General features: G+C 60.8%; 18 protein-coding genes. 13 read left to right on the forward strand and 5 right to left on the reverse strand.

The window, feature by feature from the left end:
- The first annotated feature begins 67 nt into the window (after positions 1–67).
- From hxsC to ACNJX8_RS07580, 6 genes are all read left to right on the forward strand, one after another.
- On the forward strand, positions 68–1,168 hold the full coding sequence (hxsC, locus tag ACNJX8_RS07555; protein ID WP_439360102.1) for a His-Xaa-Ser system radical SAM maturase HxsC: 1,101 nt from the start codon (positions 68–70) through the stop codon (positions 1,166–1,168).
- Between the two features lie 26 nt (positions 1,169–1,194).
- Positions 1,195–2,142, forward strand: coding sequence for a hypothetical protein (locus ACNJX8_RS07560; RefSeq protein ID WP_439360103.1), 948 nt, complete (start codon positions 1,195–1,197; stop codon positions 2,140–2,142).
- A 37-nt stretch (positions 2,143–2,179) separates the two neighbouring features.
- Complete coding sequence (locus tag ACNJX8_RS07565; protein ID WP_439360104.1) at positions 2,180–2,524, forward strand: KTSC domain-containing protein; 345 nt, start codon at positions 2,180–2,182, stop codon at positions 2,522–2,524.
- Between the two features lie 215 nt (positions 2,525–2,739).
- The gene (locus tag ACNJX8_RS07570; protein ID WP_439360105.1) at positions 2,740–2,982 is read left to right on the forward strand and encodes a hypothetical protein; all 243 of its coding nucleotides are present in this window, start codon (positions 2,740–2,742) and stop codon (positions 2,980–2,982) included.
- On the forward strand, positions 2,979–5,450 hold the full coding sequence (locus ACNJX8_RS07575) for an AAA family ATPase (protein WP_439360106.1): 2,472 nt from the start codon (positions 2,979–2,981) through the stop codon (positions 5,448–5,450). Before ACNJX8_RS07570 ends, ACNJX8_RS07575 begins: the two co-directional genes overlap by 4 nt.
- 181 nt (positions 5,451–5,631) lie before the next feature.
- The gene (locus ACNJX8_RS07580; RefSeq protein ID WP_439360107.1) at positions 5,632–10,311 is read left to right on the forward strand and encodes a hypothetical protein; all 4,680 of its coding nucleotides are present in this window, start codon (positions 5,632–5,634) and stop codon (positions 10,309–10,311) included.
- Between the two features lie 125 nt (positions 10,312–10,436).
- Here the strand turns inward: ACNJX8_RS07580 and ACNJX8_RS07585 are convergent, their stop codons facing one another.
- Positions 10,437–11,099 carry an SOS response-associated peptidase gene (locus tag ACNJX8_RS07585; protein WP_439360108.1) on the reverse strand — a complete coding sequence of 221 codons (663 nt, stop codon included), beginning with the start codon at positions 11,097–11,099 and terminating at the stop codon, positions 10,437–10,439.
- Positions 11,100–11,315, reverse strand: coding sequence for a hypothetical protein (locus tag ACNJX8_RS07590; protein WP_439360109.1), 216 nt, complete (start codon positions 11,313–11,315; stop codon positions 11,100–11,102).
- Here ACNJX8_RS07590 and ACNJX8_RS07595 point away from each other — a divergent pair.
- The 7 genes from ACNJX8_RS07595 (at position 11,314) to ACNJX8_RS07625 (ending at position 16,333) form a co-directional block, all read left to right on the forward strand.
- The gene (locus tag ACNJX8_RS07595; RefSeq protein ID WP_439360110.1) at positions 11,314–11,544 is read left to right on the forward strand and encodes a hypothetical protein; all 231 of its coding nucleotides are present in this window, start codon (positions 11,314–11,316) and stop codon (positions 11,542–11,544) included. The genes ACNJX8_RS07590 and ACNJX8_RS07595 overlap by 2 nt on opposite strands.
- A 27-nt stretch (positions 11,545–11,571) precedes the next feature.
- A complete protein-coding gene (locus ACNJX8_RS07600; RefSeq protein ID WP_439360111.1) occupies positions 11,572–11,922 on the forward strand; it encodes a hypothetical protein in 351 nt (116 codons plus the stop codon).
- A gap of 46 nt (positions 11,923–11,968) precedes the next feature.
- On the forward strand, positions 11,969–12,466 hold the full coding sequence (locus ACNJX8_RS07605) for a thermonuclease family protein (protein WP_439361832.1): 498 nt from the start codon (positions 11,969–11,971) through the stop codon (positions 12,464–12,466).
- A 134-nt stretch (positions 12,467–12,600) separates the two neighbouring features.
- Complete coding sequence (locus ACNJX8_RS07610) at positions 12,601–12,783, forward strand: hypothetical protein (RefSeq protein ID WP_439360112.1); 183 nt, start codon at positions 12,601–12,603, stop codon at positions 12,781–12,783.
- Between the two features lie 505 nt (positions 12,784–13,288).
- A complete protein-coding gene (locus ACNJX8_RS07615) occupies positions 13,289–14,590 on the forward strand; it encodes a DUF2235 domain-containing protein (protein ID WP_439360113.1) in 1,302 nt (433 codons plus the stop codon).
- Between the two features lie 272 nt (positions 14,591–14,862).
- The gene (locus tag ACNJX8_RS07620; protein ID WP_439360114.1) at positions 14,863–15,477 is read left to right on the forward strand and encodes a hypothetical protein; all 615 of its coding nucleotides are present in this window, start codon (positions 14,863–14,865) and stop codon (positions 15,475–15,477) included.
- The gene (locus ACNJX8_RS07625) at positions 15,461–16,333 is read left to right on the forward strand and encodes an amidohydrolase family protein (protein WP_439360115.1); all 873 of its coding nucleotides are present in this window, start codon (positions 15,461–15,463) and stop codon (positions 16,331–16,333) included. The genes ACNJX8_RS07620 and ACNJX8_RS07625 overlap by 17 nt, the downstream gene beginning before the upstream one ends.
- Before the next feature lie 169 nt (positions 16,334–16,502).
- Here ACNJX8_RS07625 and ACNJX8_RS07630 read toward each other — a convergent pair whose 3' ends face one another.
- The 3 genes from ACNJX8_RS07630 to ACNJX8_RS07640 are packed head-to-tail and all read right to left on the reverse strand — an operon-like array spanning position 16,503 to position 18,123.
- On the reverse strand, positions 16,503–17,228 hold the full coding sequence (locus tag ACNJX8_RS07630; protein ID WP_439360116.1) for an SOS response-associated peptidase: 726 nt from the start codon (positions 17,226–17,228) through the stop codon (positions 16,503–16,505).
- A gap of 3 nt (positions 17,229–17,231) precedes the next feature.
- The gene (locus tag ACNJX8_RS07635; RefSeq protein ID WP_439360117.1) at positions 17,232–17,681 is read right to left on the reverse strand and encodes a hypothetical protein; all 450 of its coding nucleotides are present in this window, start codon (positions 17,679–17,681) and stop codon (positions 17,232–17,234) included.
- Positions 17,682–17,727: 46 nt separating this feature from the next.
- Entirely contained in the window at positions 17,728–18,123 is a 396-nt protein-coding gene (locus ACNJX8_RS07640; protein ID WP_439360118.1) for a hypothetical protein, read from the reverse strand.
- Positions 18,124–18,132: the final 9 nt, after the last annotated feature.

Consider the following 18,132-nt stretch of genomic DNA (forward strand, 5'->3'; position numbering starts at 1 on the left):
ATTTTCTTCGGACAAGGCCCGATCGGTCCTCAGGCTCCGGTCGGTTGACAGTGCAGCCGAACGTCATATGGCTGATTTCGCGCTCGCCAGAACGCCAGGCGACATCCGGCGCGCGATAGAAGCCGATTGGCCGTCCATCCTTGTCGTCTCCGACGGCTCAATCGATCTACCCGGTACGTTCACAGGACGGCTCGTCGCTGTTCCCCCGAGGTATGACTATCTCGCGGACGGCGATGTCATTGGTTTCGATCATGCATCGAGGAAATTCCGCACGCTGTATCGCCGCAATTCGGCGCACAACTCGTTTCTGGTCACGGAACGATGCAACAATTACTGCCTGATGTGCTCGCAACCGCCGAAAGATGTCGATGACCGGTGGATACTCAGCGAAATCAAGGAAAGCCTGCCTCTCATTGATCGGGCGACCCGTGCGCTGACGTTTACTGGCGGGGAGACCTTGTCGGATTGGGAAGATTTCACCGGCGTCCTCAAAGATTGCCGCGACCGGCTGCCGACGACGGCCATCCAGGTGCTCACCAACGGCCGCGCATTCTCCGACTCGCGGATTGTCGACGCTTGGAAGGATATCGGCCACCCGAACCTGATGGCTGCCATTCCGGTCTATGCCTCGGTCGATCATGTTCATGATCACGTGGTGCAGGCCAAGGGCGCGTTCGACGAGACGATCCTGGGTATTCTGAAGCTCAAGGACCGGGGACAACGGGTCGAAATCCGCGTCGTCCTGCATGCATTGACCGCGCCGATCATCGAGGACACGGGTCGGTGGATTGCCCGCAATCTGCCGTTCGTCGACCACGTCGCGTTGATGGGCCTCGAAAACACCGGCTTTGCAATTGCAAACGATGCCATGCTCTGGATGGATCCGGTGGACTATGGCGACGGACTCACGAGGGCCGTCGATCACTTGAGCGCCGCTGGCGTCAACGTGTCGGTGTACAATCTTCCCAAGTGTGTTCTTCCAAAGTCTGTTTGGCCGCACGCGCTCCAGTCGATCTCGGACTGGAAGAACGGCTTCGTGGAAGAATGCGATCGCTGCGACGAGAAGAACACTTGCAGCGGCTTTTTTACGACCGGGCGTCCGCGGTTCAGTCGCGGCATACGCGCGATCACTTCCCAACGAGACAAATTGAACGCTTTTGTGGATTAGCAGGCCACGGAGCCAGGAGAACGAACATGAAGATCGGCATTGGTCTCATCGCTGCTGCGGTTGTATTCGGCATCTCCGCAGGTCCGGCCTTCGCAAAGACTGCGAAGGAATGCACGGCGGAGTGGCGCGCGGACAAGGCCGCGATGCAAGCCCGGGGTGTGACCGAAAAAGCGTATGTCGAACAATGCAGGGGTGAGGCGGAGCCAACCGCTGTCGCACCGCCGGCCAAACCGGTGGAGACGGGGCCACCGCCAGCGCTCAGGCAAGCGACGGCTGCCGGATCGAAAACCGCAAAAGAGTGCACCGCCGAGTGGCGCGCTGATAAGGCCGGCATGCAAGCCCGAGGTGTGACCGAAAAAGCGTACGTTGAACAATGCAAGGCGGGTGCGGCGCCAGCAGCTTCCGCCCCTCCGCCGAGGCCAAGCGCCGCGACGCCTCCGCCCGCTGCGCCGCCATCACCGCCGACGAGCGCCTCGTCTTCCCAGAAGACCGCCAAGGAGTGCATCGCCGAATGGCGAGCTGACAAGGCAGGCATGCAAGCCCGTGGCGTCACGGAGAGGGCCTACGTCGAGCAGTGCAGGGCCAGCGGTACTACGCCAAGTGCGCCTGCTCCCGAACCCAAGGTGGCACCTGCTGCGCCCCCACCGAGTCGGCCCGCACCAACCGCGACGCGAGCTGCGCCAGCCCCAGCGCCGCAAAAGCCGGCCCCCACGACGACGACTGCGGCACCTGTGCCGGCTCCGGCACCGCAAACGTCCGCGCCGAAAGACCCGGCAACGCTGGAGGCCGGGCAGTTTGCAGATGAAGCTTCCGCAAAAGCCCGCTGCCCGACCGACACCGTCGTCTGGGTTAACCTACCGTCGAAGGTCTATCACTTCGCGGGAACGAAGAGCTACGGCACCACGAAGCGCGGCGCCTACATGTGCGAGGAGGACGCCGAAGATCGCGCTTCGAAAACGGAAAAGCGTCCGTGAAGTCAAATCAGCGGCTCTGTTGCAGGGAGAATTTCACGTGTATCGGTTTGCAGTCTTCATCATTGCTCCTCTCGCCGGCGCCACTTGGGCGGCGGCGGAAACAATTGACGTGAAATATTACGGCAAGCTAGATCTTGCATCGTTCGCCTGCACCGATATTTCCCGAAGCAGCTTCATTAACCGCACGTGCTACGACAAGTCCCAGCAGTTCATGGTGATGCAACTAAGATCAGTGTATTATCCTTATTGCGAGATGCCTGCAGCGACCTTCGAGGCCTTTTTGGCCGCACCGTCGATGGGCCAATACTACAACGCGAACATCAAGGGCTCTGGTTCAGATGGCCCTTTTGACTGTCGCACGCATCGCGCTCCTAAATATTAGGCTAGATCCTCGCAGGATGGCCCGCGGGAGCCCATAGGGCGCCGCTGTACGGAACGTACTAAGACACGCTGTCTGCGAGGTGGACAACGCGTCACTCGTGCTGAATCTGACGCCGAATCCGTACCATTTGAGTTCATATAAGCAGTGGCAAAAAAGGTATTTGCGTTGCCGCATTGGCTAGAGTCGAGGAAAGATTGTGTGCTTGGGGGAGAATAGTGCCGAACATTGAAATTGCGTTCGAGATCGATGACAGCAGAACCGTTGATGAAAACATTTCGGCGCTCGCGACCACGCTTAAGCAGGTCGACAATCCCTTGGCGGATGTCCTGTCGGGGGCACTGTCAAAGCTCAGTCTGGAAATCGCTCTCGATCAGGATGCGCTCCTGGACGCGTTGTATCTAGCGACGGCGCCTGTCGAACCGCAGCAAACGTCCTCTGAGGAAAGCACTGCACGATGAGCGGCTGGTATCTTCAGAAGATCTCCATCGAAGGGTTTCGTGGCATCAACAACGAGGGTGCTCCCCTTGTTCTCAAACTCAAGACGGATTGCGTCAACTCCATCTCCGCGCCGAACGGGGTTGGAAAAACATCGATCTTTGATGCTGTGGTCTACGCGATTACCGGCCGCATTCCCAAGCTCGACGATCTGCCTGCGGCCGAAAAGGGCTCATCCTATTATCTCAACCGCTTCCATGCGGGTGGTGTGGGAACGATCACCTTGACCCTTGTGCCTGCCGATGGCGGCGCCGAGGTCGATGTGACCGTCCGGCGCGATGCAGTCGGCGGGCGAACCGTTGTGGCTAGCGCAGGTGTAGACGGAAATGCGATCCTGGCGGACCTCAATCGCGAGTTCGTCCTTCTCGACGGAAAGACGTTTCAGGACTTTATTGACTTTGCGCCGCAGAAGCGCGGCCGGTCCTTCGCGGGACTGCTGGGGCTGAAGCGTTACTCGTCCCTGCGACAAGGGTTGGCCTCGCTGACAAACACGAGGGCTTTCAACAATCACTTTGGCCTCGCCGGCAAGGAAGCCAAGAAAAACAGTGCGGCCGTATCCGTCCAGCGGGCCCGAGCCAATATCAAGGAAGCCTTCACAGCGCTGGTCGGTGACGAGTACGATCCGGCCGAAGCCGAGGCGACGATGCTCGCGAAGGCGCATTCCGCCCTCAGTGGCATCGAACTGCTCAAGCCCCTTTGTGATGGACGAACGTTCGAGGAGATCGATCCCTCGCGTTGCGTCGACGCAGCTAAAGCTGCCGAGGGAGGTGAGGCAAGGGCAGAACTTGCGAAAATTCTGCGCGACGAGGCGAGGTGGTCAGAGGCGGTGAAAGCCGCGCCAGGCGAACGGCATGCCAAGCGCATTGTGGAACTGGCCGATGCTCGCGACGCCGCCCTAAAGCTCACGCAAGGAGATCTGTTCCGTCAGCTCTACGGCCTCAGCGAAACCATCCTTGCCGATGACAGTTGGGCGGACAAGTGCCTCTGCCCGACATGTGATCGATCCGGCCCCGCTTCGATTCTCGACCACGTTCGCGACAAGATCGCCGCGTTTGAGGCCGTGGAGACGGCTTCTGCCAATCTGGCTCGCGAGTGGACCGAACAAGGCTGGAATCAGCTTGACGAGCTGGAACGGTTGTGCCGTCAGGAAGATGAGCAGGCCCAGCTCGCCGAGGCAAAGGACGCCGGGCTGAAGGGTGCCCTGGAGGGGGCACGCACTCGCGCGCTGGCCGAATGGCTCAAAACGCTCACCGAGCGCGCGGTCGCAAACATCAAAGAGCTGACCGACAGGAAACTCGCCTTGGAGAAGAGCCTTCCCGAAAAGCTCACCGCTGTGGTGGAGAAGGCTGAAGCTGCACGCCGCCTCCAGAGCAATTTGTCGGACTTGCGCGCCGCGCTGAGAGAGCAATCAGCCATCGTCGCGGAACTTGCGCGAATTGCCCGGGTCAAGAGCTTCCTTGACGCGGCCAGCTCATGCTTCGCAAGCGCCGAGTCCGCGGCAAGCGCGCGTCGGCTCGCCGCGATCGAACCCATCAGCCGAGATATCTTCGCAGCGATCATGTACACCGATGTCGTGCCGGCCCTGAGCAAGCGCGCCGGCAGCGAGGATATTTCCATCTCGCTTGCTCAGTTCTGGACGCTGCCGGACATCTCAGCCCAGGCTGTTCTCTCGGAGAGCTATCGCAACGCCTTCGCGATCAGCGTCTACTTGGCGGCCGCCTCGCTGTATGGCGGGGGCGCCAAGTTTCTGGTTCTCGATGACGTAACATCGAGCTTTGATTCCGGCCACCAGTTCCATCTGATGAACGTGATCAAAGGACAATTCGCCCGACCGGGAATCCCAGATGGCCCGCAGGTCATCCTTCTCAGCCACGATACCGTCCTCGAGAAGCTGTTCAACACCAATGCCAACGACGGCGGCTGGTGGCACCAGTGCATTCAGGGCACGGCACGGACATCGGTCCTGCCGCAGTCGGGCGCAATCCACAAGATCCGCGATGCGACCCACGCCTTTCTCGACACCGGAAACACCGACGATGCCGCTCCCCGGATCAGACAGTACCTCGAATTCAAACTTGAGGAGGTCATCTCTAAGGTCGGCGTTCCCGTGCCTATCGGCATTGCCTTCAACGACGACAAGCACATGGCGAAGAACCTGATAGATGCCATCAGAGCAGCCGTCGACCTCCACGACGCGGCTGGCCGCCTGGTCCTGGAGCCTGCCCAACTCGCCGGCCTCAACACCTCGGTGGCAACCATCGTAAGCAATTACCTCTCGCATTGGTCGACGGGACAGACCCATGCCTTCACGGCACCGTCGCTGAAAGGGGTCATGCAGGCGATTGAGAATTTCGCGGGTTGCTTTCAATTCGAGCATCCGGCAGGCTCAGGTCAGTACCGCTACTACCGGTCTCTCAGCCAAAGGATGTGAGAATGGGTAGGGCGGCTCGGGCCGGCCGTAAATCATCTTGGTGCGACTAGTCATAACATTGGCCGACGAGGAGAGTTAGCGTGTCCTCGCCGCCAACACTAGTTGCCTTCGACGGACTTGGTCGCGCCGTAGGTAGGATCCAGTACGCGTCTCGCAGTCCCATTCGTTCCAACCGATCGTCATGCCGCTCACCCCCGAAGAGCTGTCCCATCAGAGCCAATTGAAATCTGCGCTTCAGGCCGAGAAGAACGCTCACAAGCTGGAAGATCTCGCGGCCGGACTTGTGGGCCGCTTGCTCGGCATTTCGGTTGCCGTAGCCAAGTCAGGCTTTCAACACGGGGGCGATGCGGGTGCGGTTGGCCAGCAGGATCGCCGGTTCCGCTTGGAGTGCAAGAAATATGGCGACGAGACCAGCCTGAGTGATCGCGAACTCCTCGGCGAAATCGACCATGCGCTGGCACGCGACGAGGCGCTGGAAGCGTGGGTTCTGATTGCCACGCGCAGCGTTCCCGAGCAACTCGCTCAAGACCTGGTGCAAAAGGGCGAACGGCTCGGCATTCCCGTTATCGTCATCGACTGGAAAGAACACGAGCCCGCGCCGCTCGCTGCCTTGTGCGCATTCGGCCCGGATCTCGTGCAAGCCTCGTTCTCGCAAGAAGCTGCCAATCACGCGCGCCACCTGCAACCTGCAATGGGCGAGGCCATCGTCAGCCTGCGCCGAAATCTGCAAGTCTGGTCCCTTGGCTTCGAAAGCCTGAGATCCGAATCGCACCGCAAGCTACAGGGCATCTGGACCTCGCACCGCATTTCGAACGCCGAACTGGGGCAAGATGCGGCAGGGGGAACTCAGTCCAAGAGGGTGCGACGCCAGCGGGTTCACGATGCGCTGGATGCCTGGTGGCGGGGTGCTGCAGCTAACGACGCGCCGGCGGCGATCATCGGGTGGGACGGTGTCGGCAAGACCTGGGCTGCGCTCGACTGGCTGACCGACCGGGTGCACGAACAGCCGATTGTCCTCACCGTTCCCTCTTCCGCGCTTGCCGGTCTGACCGGGATCTCGGAATCGACCCTCAGGCGTTTTTTTGCCGATCGTCTCTGCGAGCTTACCGGCACGCGCGGTCCCGAGCATTGGTTGCGTCGGCTTGCCTATCTGCTCAAGCGGCCGAGGGAAGAGGGGCCTGTTCTCACCGTGCTATTCGACGGCCTCAATCAGGAGCCCTCGGTTCCTTGGCTGACGCTCCTCAAGACCCTCCAGGGCGTAGCCTTCGAGGGGCGGGTGCGTGTGATCGTCAGCACGCGCAGACATCATTTCGAAGACAAGCTCTCGGGCCTTCGCGGGCTTGTCGTTGCGGCAGCCTCCGTCGCTGTCGACGTCTATGATGCCACGGCAGGCGGCGAGCTCGATCAGATGCTCGCTTTCGAGAACCTTGCTCAGGCAGATTTGCATCCCGACCTCATCGAACTTGCGCGCACCCCGCGCTTGTTCAAGCTTGTCATCCGCTTTCGCGATCGGCTCGTGGAGGCAGGTCAGGTCACGATCCATCGGCTGTTGTGGGAATATGGGCGGGACACCTTCGGTGATCGCGCCGGTAAATCCTTCAGCGAAAATGAGTGGCGTGCGTGGCTTGCTGAAATCGCCGGACGTTACCGCGGCGGTATCCAAGAATTCTCCCTCAAGAGCCTCGGCGAAACGGCGAGCCGGCCCGATCTCTCCGAGAGAGAAGTGTATGCACGGCTGAGCGACATCATTGATGGACGCTTCGCACGCCCTGGACCCTCCGGCGCAATGCAGCTCAGTCCGACCGTCGTAGCCCACGCGCTCGGGGCCGCGCTGCTTGCGCATCTCGATGCGATAGGCGGTGCGACCTTTGCGGAGGCCGAAGCCGAGGTCACGCAATGGCTCGACCCGATCGCCGGCCTGGACCAGCGTGCAGAAATTCTCCGGGCGGCGGTCTCGATTCTTGTCGAACGCGGAGGCCCGTTCACAACGCCCATCGGAGGCGTTCTGGTCACAGCGTGGCTGCAAACTCAGAACGTCACCGATAGCCACCGCCGTGAGCTTGAGAGCCTCGCACCGAGCATTCCAGACGCCCTTCTCGATGCCGTGGAACAGTCGGACGCGCACGCACAGGCATCCGCTCGAATATGGGCGGTCAATGCGCTTCGCGCCATCCCACGAACCGAAGGCGCGCAATTGACCGCGATCGCGGCGCGGGTCCGTGCCTGGTTCTCGATGGTATCGCGCGAAGTTGACCACAGGCCGGACGCCAACGCCGACTTCGAGCGGCGTCGTGCGGAGCGTTACCGCAGCCGTATCGGGATCGATACGTCCGGACCATTGTCGGTGCTGGGGCTTACGCTGCGTCTCGTCGATCGCGACGATGGCAGGCTGCAGGCCGTGGCGCCTACGCTCCTCGAAGGGTTCCCCTTGTCGAAGATCACGCCGTGTTTCGAGGCTATAGCGGTCGCCTCGGCCGTCCGCGGACACACGGATGGATGGCAGGGGCTGAAATGGCTTTGCTACTTGAATGAGCTCGATCCCGAACCCACAGCTGTTGCCCTGCGCGGTCTGTCAGGGGATATCTGCTCGCGCGTGCCCGAATCCGGCATTCACCCGCAACTTCCTGCGCGCGCCGCGGCGCTCCTGCTCTGGCTCAGCGGACAGGAAGCCGACGAGGAAAGCGCCGCTCGCCTCGACCCGGACTTCGACCGGCACTTCACCTACGAGAAAGACTACTTGGCGAACCCGAGCCGGAGTTTCTTTGCCCTCGAGCGCCGACACGCGCACTTTACGCTTGAGGACAAGGAGCGGCCTCTCCATACCCGCTTGCAGCGCACAGCCGAGCTTTGGCTCGATCCAATCTTTCAGCCGCCAGCCGGCTTCGTCGAGGAATTGCGTTCCGCCGCTGCCGGCTTCGATGTGGCGAAGATCCATCGGCAGATGGGACGTATCCCGGAAGAACTGTTCTTCGAACAACTCCAACCGGCACTCGCGCGATGCGCTCCGGACGCTCTCGCTGATTTGCTACGTCGCAAAATGGAAAGCTTCGCGTCCTGTCCACCCGAGTCGCGCTATTGGAGCGCTATTCACGCCAACGAGGCTTTCATCCTGGCGGGAATGACGGAGGCGCAGGCAGCGCAGGCCTTACGCCTGAGCGCGCACGAGGCGGACGAAAATAATGAGGGGGTCGCGGCGAGCGAGTTGCTCAAGATCGAACTGCAGTCCCTTGGTGATGCACAGACTCAGTTCGATAGACTGATTGCGGCCGATCTCAAATTCATTCCCGCCGATTTTGCCGAGGTCATGCGAACTCCGTCTCTGGCGGACGTTGACGCCCTGATTGCGCGCTACGGCGCGGCGTCTGCCAAGCAGCGGCGTGATCTCGTCGTGCTCTTGTCGATCCACCCGGGCGGCTTTAGCGATAGCGCTTGGTCGTGGCTGATAAGTTTGATCGACCAGCCCGATCATGACCTGGACGGTGTGCTATTTCGCATGCTGACGCTGGCCGATGCTGCCCGGTTTGGGCGCTATCTTGCCGTAAAGGCCTGGGGCTGGAGCCCGGCGGCGGATGTCTGGGTCAACCATTATGGCACCGGTGCACTTATCAGATCCGAATCGGCTCTGCCCTTTGACCAGTTGGGGCCGCGGCTTGCGCCGTGGCGCCTGCTGGAGGCGGCGCGCGTCCGTGGCGCCGACCCCGCTGAGGTGCGGCTTGCTACCGAGATCTTCGGTCACGTGCTTGCCGCCAATAAAATCGCAGAACCGGACCCGGGCTCGACCCTTACCGTCGATCGGACGGAGAAGAGATTCACTCCATTCTTCGTTTCCGTACAGCTGAGGCCCGATCCCCAGGGCCGAAATAGTCCAGCAGCGATCCGCGCTGCGCTCGATGCCGATGCGCGCATCAAGGCTCACCAACGCGCAGTAGAGACCGCAACAGCTCGTATCGAGGAAGCAAGGCAATCAGGAGCGAGCCTCTATCTCACCAATGTTGATGCCGTCGATCTGGGACCTGTGATCCAGCATGCGCCCGATATGATCGATCGCTGGCTGGAAGGCTCGCACGACATCAGTACGGATTTCCGCAGACGCGTGCGCCTCGCCGAGACTGCATTCCTTGCACTGTGTGAGGCGCTGCTCATTCAAGATCCCATGCGCGGTGCCGCGCTTTGGCGCGCACTGCGCATGAGTGTGACAACACGCTACATTGGTCCGGCCGGTGTGGACGAGTTGCTGCATATAGTGTTTCGCGTTCCCGATTCAGCGCCGGTCGCCGCGCTTCGGGACGAACTTGTAAGCCTGCCATTCTGCCATTCGGATCAGCATCTCTTCGATGTCGCCTTGGCGGCGTCGTACAATGGCATGGCCGCCTGGATCGCCGATCTTGGGGCTGCAGATCGTGCGTGGTCGCTGACTTGGCGGCAGCGACGTGCCGTCCTCCTGGACGGGCTGGGCACTGGCTATGCGCTCCCTGTTCCGGAGGCCTGGCCCGAAGGCCAGGTCCGCACGGATATTGCCGATCTGCGCGTCAAGGCCGCGCGTTTGCGCTGGCGCGAAGCCTGCGCCCATCATTGGTGGCAGAACTATCTCGCAGCTCAGGATGCAGTTGACGCTTATGCCGCTTGGGTGCTGTTTCTGCACTCGGCGGACGCGCGCGCCTGGACATGGATGCAGGATGCCGTGCAAAGACGAACCAGCAGTGACGGTTTCTTTGCCCTTAAGCTCGCACATGTGCAGCTCAACCGTATGGAATTAAAGCGTGCGATGGACCAGACCCTGGAGAGACGTGATAGGATGTTTCTCGATCACGACATCGTGGAAGGTATCGGGCCTTGGGCGAAAGCGACCAACCCCGTCTAATCAATCCACCGGTGTGATACCCGAGAAGACGCACATGCGACCTAGACGGGACTTCAGCGTCTCAGTCGCATTCCCGCGAGCGCTCCGGCAAAAGTACATTCAACTGGTGCTCGTGCAAATGCAGCCTACGCAGCGATCTTGTCCTCCTTGTCTTCGCCGCGCATGACGATCTTCAGTGCGTCCTCGGGCAAAGGGCGCTGCAGTGCCTTTGCTTCGTCCCAAGGAGCACGCATCCAAACATCGCGCTCCTCTTCGGTGGTCAGCATCACTGGCATCGCCTTCGGATGGATCGGCTCGACGACCGCATTGGGTGAGGTCGTCAGGAAACCGTAGACGAGGTGGGGGCCGGGGATCGGCTTCGACTTGGTGCCGCGGTCACCTCTGAACTCGGTCCAGATGCCGGCGAAACAGAACAGCGGCCGGCTTTCCTCGAGTGCGAACCAGACGACGTCCTTCTTCTTGGTCTCCGGATTTGGCTCGGGGGCGTATTCGGCAAAGCTGTTCGCCGGCACGAGGCAGCGGTTCTCCGGCTTCAGCCAGCCGCGCCAATGCGGCGAGGACGTATTGCGGATGTTGGTGACCGGCGGCCCGCCCGTCTTGGGTGGGGGCGGCATGCCCCAACGCATCAGAACCAATTCTTCGGCGTCGCCGACATTGCGGATCACCGGTGCCGGATAGTCCGGAAAAACACCGGGCATTGGCGCCAGATTGCCGACATAGCGGTTCATGCGCCTGAACAGACCGGCGATCGCCGCCTGGTTGGTTGTGATCGAATAGAGATTGCACATTCAGCGCCGCCTATCCCGTGTAGGTTCGAAAGCGCCCCGCGTGTAGGCGTGGGAGACGGCCTTCTTCAACTCTGAATTCTCCGACTCCAGGAAATTGTTCGCAACGATCAGCGCGCGAATAGCCGAGCGCATATCGCCGCCGCGAGCGGCGATCGCCTCGTCGACGGCGGTCTTCAGACCATCGTCCCGTTCGTTCGGCTTGGGGACCGAGGACATGGCGTTGTTCCAGGTGACCGTCGTTGGTTCATGTTCTTATTTTGTTCTCATGGAGTCAAGTCGCCGTTTCAAGCCGCCCTGGACGTTGGTCCGGGAAAATTCCGAGTGCTATGTGGTCAGGGACGCCAACGGCGTGACCCTCGCGTGGCTCTATTGCCGCGATGACGCGCAGCGCTACAGCTTCGGCGTCGGCAAGCTTTCGTCGGATGAGGCGCGTCGGATCGGCTAGGCAATTGCGCGCATCCCCGAATTCCTGATGCCGCGCCAGGGCTTCTATCCGCGTGGAGGCGGCCCCCGGTGGCGTGCCGACCGGCCGTATCATGTGGCCCTGGAGGACCGCTATATCCGCGAGCATTGGGATGAGATCTACGCGCTCTGCAAGCTCAACAACCTGCCTTTCAACGCAACGGGTGAAGTCATAAAGAGCGACGGCGTTTGGAAGGTCTATGAGTTTACCTGGCAGATGGATGCGATCCTGTTCTGGAACCGTTTCGAGGGCAGATGGCTGCGTGGCACGGAGTTTCACTATCCCGAGCGGCCGGAGAACCTGCCGGTGCTCAAGCCGCTCGAAAACTGGTCGAAATCCAATCCGCGCGATCTGCGCTAATCGCTGGTAGCCCAAAGTCATGAGCAAACGCCGAGTCCTTGCATTGATGCTCCTGCTGTTATCGAGCGCGGCCCTCGCCGACAGCTTTGTCGGTCAGGCCAGCGTCGTTGACGGCGACACGTTGGAAATTCACGGGACGCGGATCCGGCTTTGGGGTGTGGATGCTCCAGAAAGCACCCAGCTATGTCGCGGTGACGACAGTTTGCAGTACCGCTGTGGTTCGCAGGCGGCGAATGATCTCGACGCTTACATTGCGCGGCGTCCCGTCAACTGTGTCCTGCTGAGTCTCGACCGGTATGGCCGCACGGTCGCGACCTGTTCCGTCGCGGGCAGGGATCTCGGGGAATGGCTTGTGCGCAACGGTCTCGCGCTGGATTGGCCTCAGTATTCGAAGGGAAGATATCACGAAGCTCAGCGGGAGGCCGAGCGCGCAGGCCAAGGGCTCTGGAAGGGCAGCTACGTCGAGCCGTGGCTCTATCGTGCATGCATCCGCGCCAGCGGAAACCCGTCCGCCTGTTCGGACGACGCAAATGCCCATCCTTGAGGGGCTCCACTGCGAGACGTCAATCCACAAGGTGCGATGACCGATCACCGCATTCGGGCAGGTGGGTCTAGCGCCGTTTGGGCGACTCACGTTACCCATCATTCCCGACCACCTCACTGCACAATGGGAATGAAATGGTTGCAGCTACCCGTGAACTGCCGGCCTCTGGTTACGCACTCGAAGTGGACGGCCGACTCAAAGCCGAATTTGCAACCAGAGACGGCGCCAAGGCAGGTGGAGAAGAACTGAAGAAACGTTTTCCCATGCTTCAGATCCGGATCTATGACGCGCAGACGCATGCGCGCGAGGAAGTCTAGATCTTCCGACTGAGGGAATCTTCCGCTTGCGCGCGTGCGGCTTTCGCCGCACCGGGCTCTCGTGAACCGAGCCGCTTTGCGTCTCGGCCGCCGTGCGGCTTCGATCCCTCGCGCAAAGAGATGCGGAGCTCCTCGCCGGGGGCACTCGGGAAAGGGGCTCGCCTGCGGCGATCGCTATCACTGCCCCGTTCCCGGGTGCCGCTATTGAACCGGTCTCGTCGCTGCACTCGGACCCGCGTGCCCCTTCGGGTCGCTATGCTCACGCTCTCCGGGTGCCATTTTCCGTTGAGGCGATGCGCCGTTGGCGCACGCCTGGTCGGGCCTGCGGCCCTCGGCACCTCAAGGCCAAGTGCCATGAAGAAATCGGACGGAGGGAAAGCCCGCCCAAGTAGAAGGTTCGCTGTTTAAGCGCGCGACGTGCATCGAATCGGCAGACGGTTTATGCTCCCGCAAAACCGCCGATTCTCTCTTTAGTCGGCCAATGTCATGCAACTGGGGCTACGTCATGAAGGTTCTGCGATGGATCGAGCGGATCGGACACTCGATCGGCCTCTTGCTTGCGATCGTGGCCATAGTCTGGATTGGGGTAATTATTGGTCGCCCTTCAGAGAAGAGCGGAAATCAGCCGAACTTCGTCGGCGCAGAGCAGCAGCAGAAGCGCCTCGCAATTTTTCTCGACGGCACATGGAATAGCATCAACAGCAATACGAACGTCTGGCGCATGCGCGCGCTTTGCGCCGCGAAAAGCCAGGATGGTAAACCTCAGCTCGTCTACTACGAGGTCGGGGTCAACGGTTTCCTGGGCGGTGTTTTCGGCCAGGGGCTCGATGAGAACATCCGCCTAGCCTACGAGTGGCTCATCGAGAACTACAACGACGGCGATGAAATCTTCATTTTCGGCTTCAGCCGTGGCGCGTTTACAGCCCGAAGCCTGGCTGGGTTGATCGCCATAGATGGCATCCTGAAAGCAGGCTCCCCCATCGGGGTGACCGAACTGTTTGACCGCTACAGGAAGGGTGACGAGGAGAGCATTTGGACGTTGAAGGAGAAGGAAGCGTCCGGAGACACCAGCAAGCTGACGGAGCAGGAAAAGTGGCTGCTCAAATATTCCCAGCCGGCGAAAGTGAAAGTTGTGGGCGTATGGGATACCGTTGGATCCGTCGGTGTGGCAGCCGGAAATATTCCGGGCATTAGCCGTTCTCAGTTCGATTATCTGCAGACGGGCTTACGTATCCATATCCTAAATGGCTATCACGCGCTTGCCATTGATGAGCACCGCAACGACTTCGCGCCGACGCTGTGGGACGTTCGCCACCCGAAAGATCCGAACGCGGTGATCGCGCAACCGCGTCCGCTCTCCGGTGTTGAGCAGCGCTGGTTTGTCGGTGCCCACGCAAATGTTGGGGGCGGCTATCAGACCGATCTTCTGGCTCAGGCTCCGCTGCGCTGGATGATGAAGAAGGCGGAATCTCAGGGGCTTTCGTTCCGATCGGAGGTCGATTTGGATGGAGATGCTCTGACGGCGCCGATTGCCGATTCCTATGCGTCGTTTGGCTCGGGATTGTACGCCAAGATTTCTCCGCCACTGTTTCGGACCATCGGCCGAGGACCGGATGTCCGAGAAGACGGAAGCCATATCAACGTCAACGAGACAATCGACGCGAGCGTGTTCAACCGTTGGCGTGCTGATCCAACCTATCGCCCGGCCAACCTTATTGAGTGGGCACAGCGCAAGAAAGTTGATCCCGCCCAGTTGCAAACTTCCGTGCGCGCTGACGACCCTCACGTAGCCGTGCCGGATCAATAGGCTAGCGCAAAATGCAGGTGGTTAAAAAAGCGAACCGCAATTCGATGTACTGGCGCCAGCACTGAGGCCTTCGATCGGCTCTGCTGGCCTTTATCCTGGCTACAGCTTCGTATGAGGAACAACTTTGCCACCTTGCGAAGGTTCTGGCGGAGGTGCGCCGTACGCCAGCCATCGCGCATTTTCCTCAGTACAAGCATTGGTTGCCCTTGAGGGCGCGTGCCATCATCAGGTAGGCTTTAGGTCCTGATGTTCACCGATGTTGAGGGGCGGAGATGAGGCTTCATTCCCTGGCTTGTGCGGTTCTTTGGGTTTGGTGCTGGACGGGCGCCAGCGCGCTCGCGGTCGAATGGAGCGTCGCCGGCGTCATGCTGACGCCAAGCGGCATCCTTGCCGATGGAACGCTGTCGATCTCGGGCGACGGCAAGATCGTGAGCGTCGGCCCTAGCGCGTCGGCGCAGCCAACAACGTCTCCGGTCAAGGTGCCGGGCATCATTCTGCCCGGCTTCATCGATCTCCATGACCACCTCACCTGGAATATCCAGCCACGATGGCTGCCCGGCCGGAAGTTTAACAACCGGTATGAATGGCAGGATTACGCGGAATACGACCGCTTGCTGAACAACCCGCACTACGCGGCAATGCCAACTGTAGCCTGCGAAGCGGAGATCTATGCGGAGATCAAGGCGCTTGCCGGTGGGGCGACGTCGGTCCTTGGAGGATTGCTGAGCAGTGACAAGACCTCTGAAAACCATAAGTGCGTCGCGGGACTTGCCCGAAATCTCGATACGGATTCCGGCTTCTTGCAACAACAACCGGTCTTCGACGACAAATGCCCCACAGTAAGACCTGAAACCGATCGAAAGATTCTTGATGTCGTCGACAAATGAGGTCTTCCCGCTCGAATTGACGCACGAGAGGTTCGAGTATCTTCTGTGCGCGCTCGACCATAAGACCTTGCGGGGCATGGTGGTCCATCTCGCGGAGGGCGCGAGCACTGATTCCGCCGCGCACCGCGAATATAGCATGCTCAGCAAGGAAGTGTTGCTCGCACCCGTCATCGGGAAGCCCAAGCCTGTTCCTATTCCACGGGACGGTCTTGCCCTCGTTCACGGTACGGCTTTGCGTGACGCCGATTTTCTCGGCATGAGGGACAGCAATGTCGGACTTATCTGGTCGCCACGCAGCAATGACGAACTCTATGGCTCGACCACCAACATCGCCGCCGCCAGGTTGGCAAAAGTGGACATCGCCATTGCGCCCGATTGGAGCCCGTCCGGCAGTGCGGGCATGCTGCAGGAAATGGGTTACGCATACAGGCATTATGGCGTCAGCTCCGACGAGCTCGTGGCCATGGCAACTTCGACCCCCGCGAAGCTTGTCAGAATATCCGATTACATCGGTGCGCTGGCGCCCGGGCAATTCGCGGATTTTGTCGCTCTGAACGTGGCAATCGACACCACCCGACCCACTCCTCTTGACCCTGTCGTCAAGGCTACCCCGGCCAACGTGTCGCTTGTTGTGGTCGGCGGACAAGCGGTCTACGGGGACAAAAACTTGCTGCAACAACTTTTGCCGCCCGGCGTCGTCACGAGCGAGTTAAAGGTGTGCGGGGCGGATAAACTTGTGAATCTTTCGGGTACCGGCGCGGCCGCTCATGGATGGACACTTGATGACGTCAAAGCCCACCTTAAGCAGGCTCTTGAAGCGCTCGGCACCTCATTCACAGACATCGAATGCGATTGATCTGAAGAGATGACGTGACTGTCCGCAGGACGGGCCGCAATCAAGCCGGCACTGCAGGACCGCAAGTCTGTTCAGAATAGAGTGGTGGGCTGCTCCTCTCGCGCCCCAGGTCGCGTCGACATGGATGATGGACGTGGCGATGGGCCCGTTTGGTCGTCGGTTTCGTGAGTCACGATGTTGGCCCGGCCGGGTCTTCCTTGACGCCGCGGGCGACGACCTGGAGCGTTCCGTCGGCAAGCGGCCGCTGCAGCTTCAGGGCCTCGTCCAGAGGGGCCATCATCCAGGTCTCGACCTCGTCCGGCGTCGTCAGGATCACCGGCATCGCCTTAGGGTGGATGGCGCCGACCTCTGCGTTGGGCTCCGTCGTGAGGAACGCGTACAGGTCGTTGGTCGTCTCGCCTTCCTTGACCTTCCGGACCGACGTCCAACTGGTCCAGATGCCGGCGAAGCAGGCGAGGGGGCGGGTATCATCGAACGCGAACCAGATATCGCCGCCCTCGGCCTTGTTGAACTCGCTGAAGGAGTTGAATGGCACCACGCAGCGATGCTCGGGACCGAGCCAACGAGCCCAGTGTTTGCTCTTCACATTGCGGATGTTGGTCGTCCCGCCGTCCGGCTCCATTCTGAGCAATTCCTTGAAATCCACTGCCTTGCCTTTGGCCTCCAGCTTCTCGGCTCGCTTCGTCGTGGCGTCCATCAGTGCCTTTGATGACGACGGCATTCCCCATCGCGCGGTAGCGAGCTCGCGGCCCTCGGCTCCGTTCCGCACGATTGGCGCTGTGTAGTCCGGAAAAACCCCGGGCATCGGCGCCAGGTTGCCAACGTATCGGTTCACGACACGAAACAGCGCGCTGATCGCGGCTTGGTTGGTCGTGATCGAATAAAGATTGCACATCGGTCAGGATTCGGTTCGAGGATGGCGCGGCTGCCACGTCAACTGTAGCAGAGTCGCGGATGGACGCCGGCCCGCCTTGGCGCATTTGCGGCAGCGCAGCCGGCTGGCAAGACCGTGCACGAAGGTGGTCGGCGGGTGCTTCATCGCCGCGAGGTCGACGTCGCTCGGCGTCTTACAGCGTGCGCACCTGATCTCCAGCCAGGGGAAGCCTCGGTTCACGGCCTGATCGATGGTCGGTGACGGATCGATCGGCTCTCCATCTGACCACATCCGCTCGTTCCAGCTTTCGCAAAGCAGCCTGTCGGCTTGCTGGATCATGGCCTCGCCCTTGGCCCGCATCTCCGCCGATTGGGTAGCCAGGATGTTGGCCATAGCGCGCGCCTTGCCGAGCTCTTTCGCCAGAGCCTTGCGATCACCGCCCGACAGGGGCGTAGGGTGATACTTCGGGGCCATCCGGACATCCAGGTGCAACGAGATCGGATCGGCAAATCCTGAGCGGCTACGGTGACTCGAACGCTGGCCAGCACCCGTCTTCTTCATGCCTGCCGGTGCGCTGCTGGCAGGTGTTATCGAGCAACCGCTGCGCCACGTCCTTCCAAACTGCGTTAGCGCCATACAAGCGGACGGCATCGGCGGTCTGGATTTCCACGGTCCGCTCGCAGCGGCGGCAGGAGACGCGCAGTACGTGGCGCTGCATTTCGGAAAGACGCCGCTGCCGCATTTGGGCCTCGGTCGTGCCGGCGCGAGGGTCTCTAAGGACCGATTCCCAGTATTCGGCTGGAAGCGGCGCCTCTGGAGCCGGAGTGGAAGGGCTCGGCCTACGGACGGCTTCAGCGGCCAGTTTTTCCATCTCTTTCGGGGTCGGCATGCGCCAGCTCGCGGGTCGGTCGGTCATGCCCAATTA

Source organism: Bradyrhizobium sp. SPXBL-04 (genome assembly GCF_051853035.1).
GTDB lineage: Bacteria > Pseudomonadota > Alphaproteobacteria > Rhizobiales > Xanthobacteraceae > Bradyrhizobium > Bradyrhizobium zhanjiangense.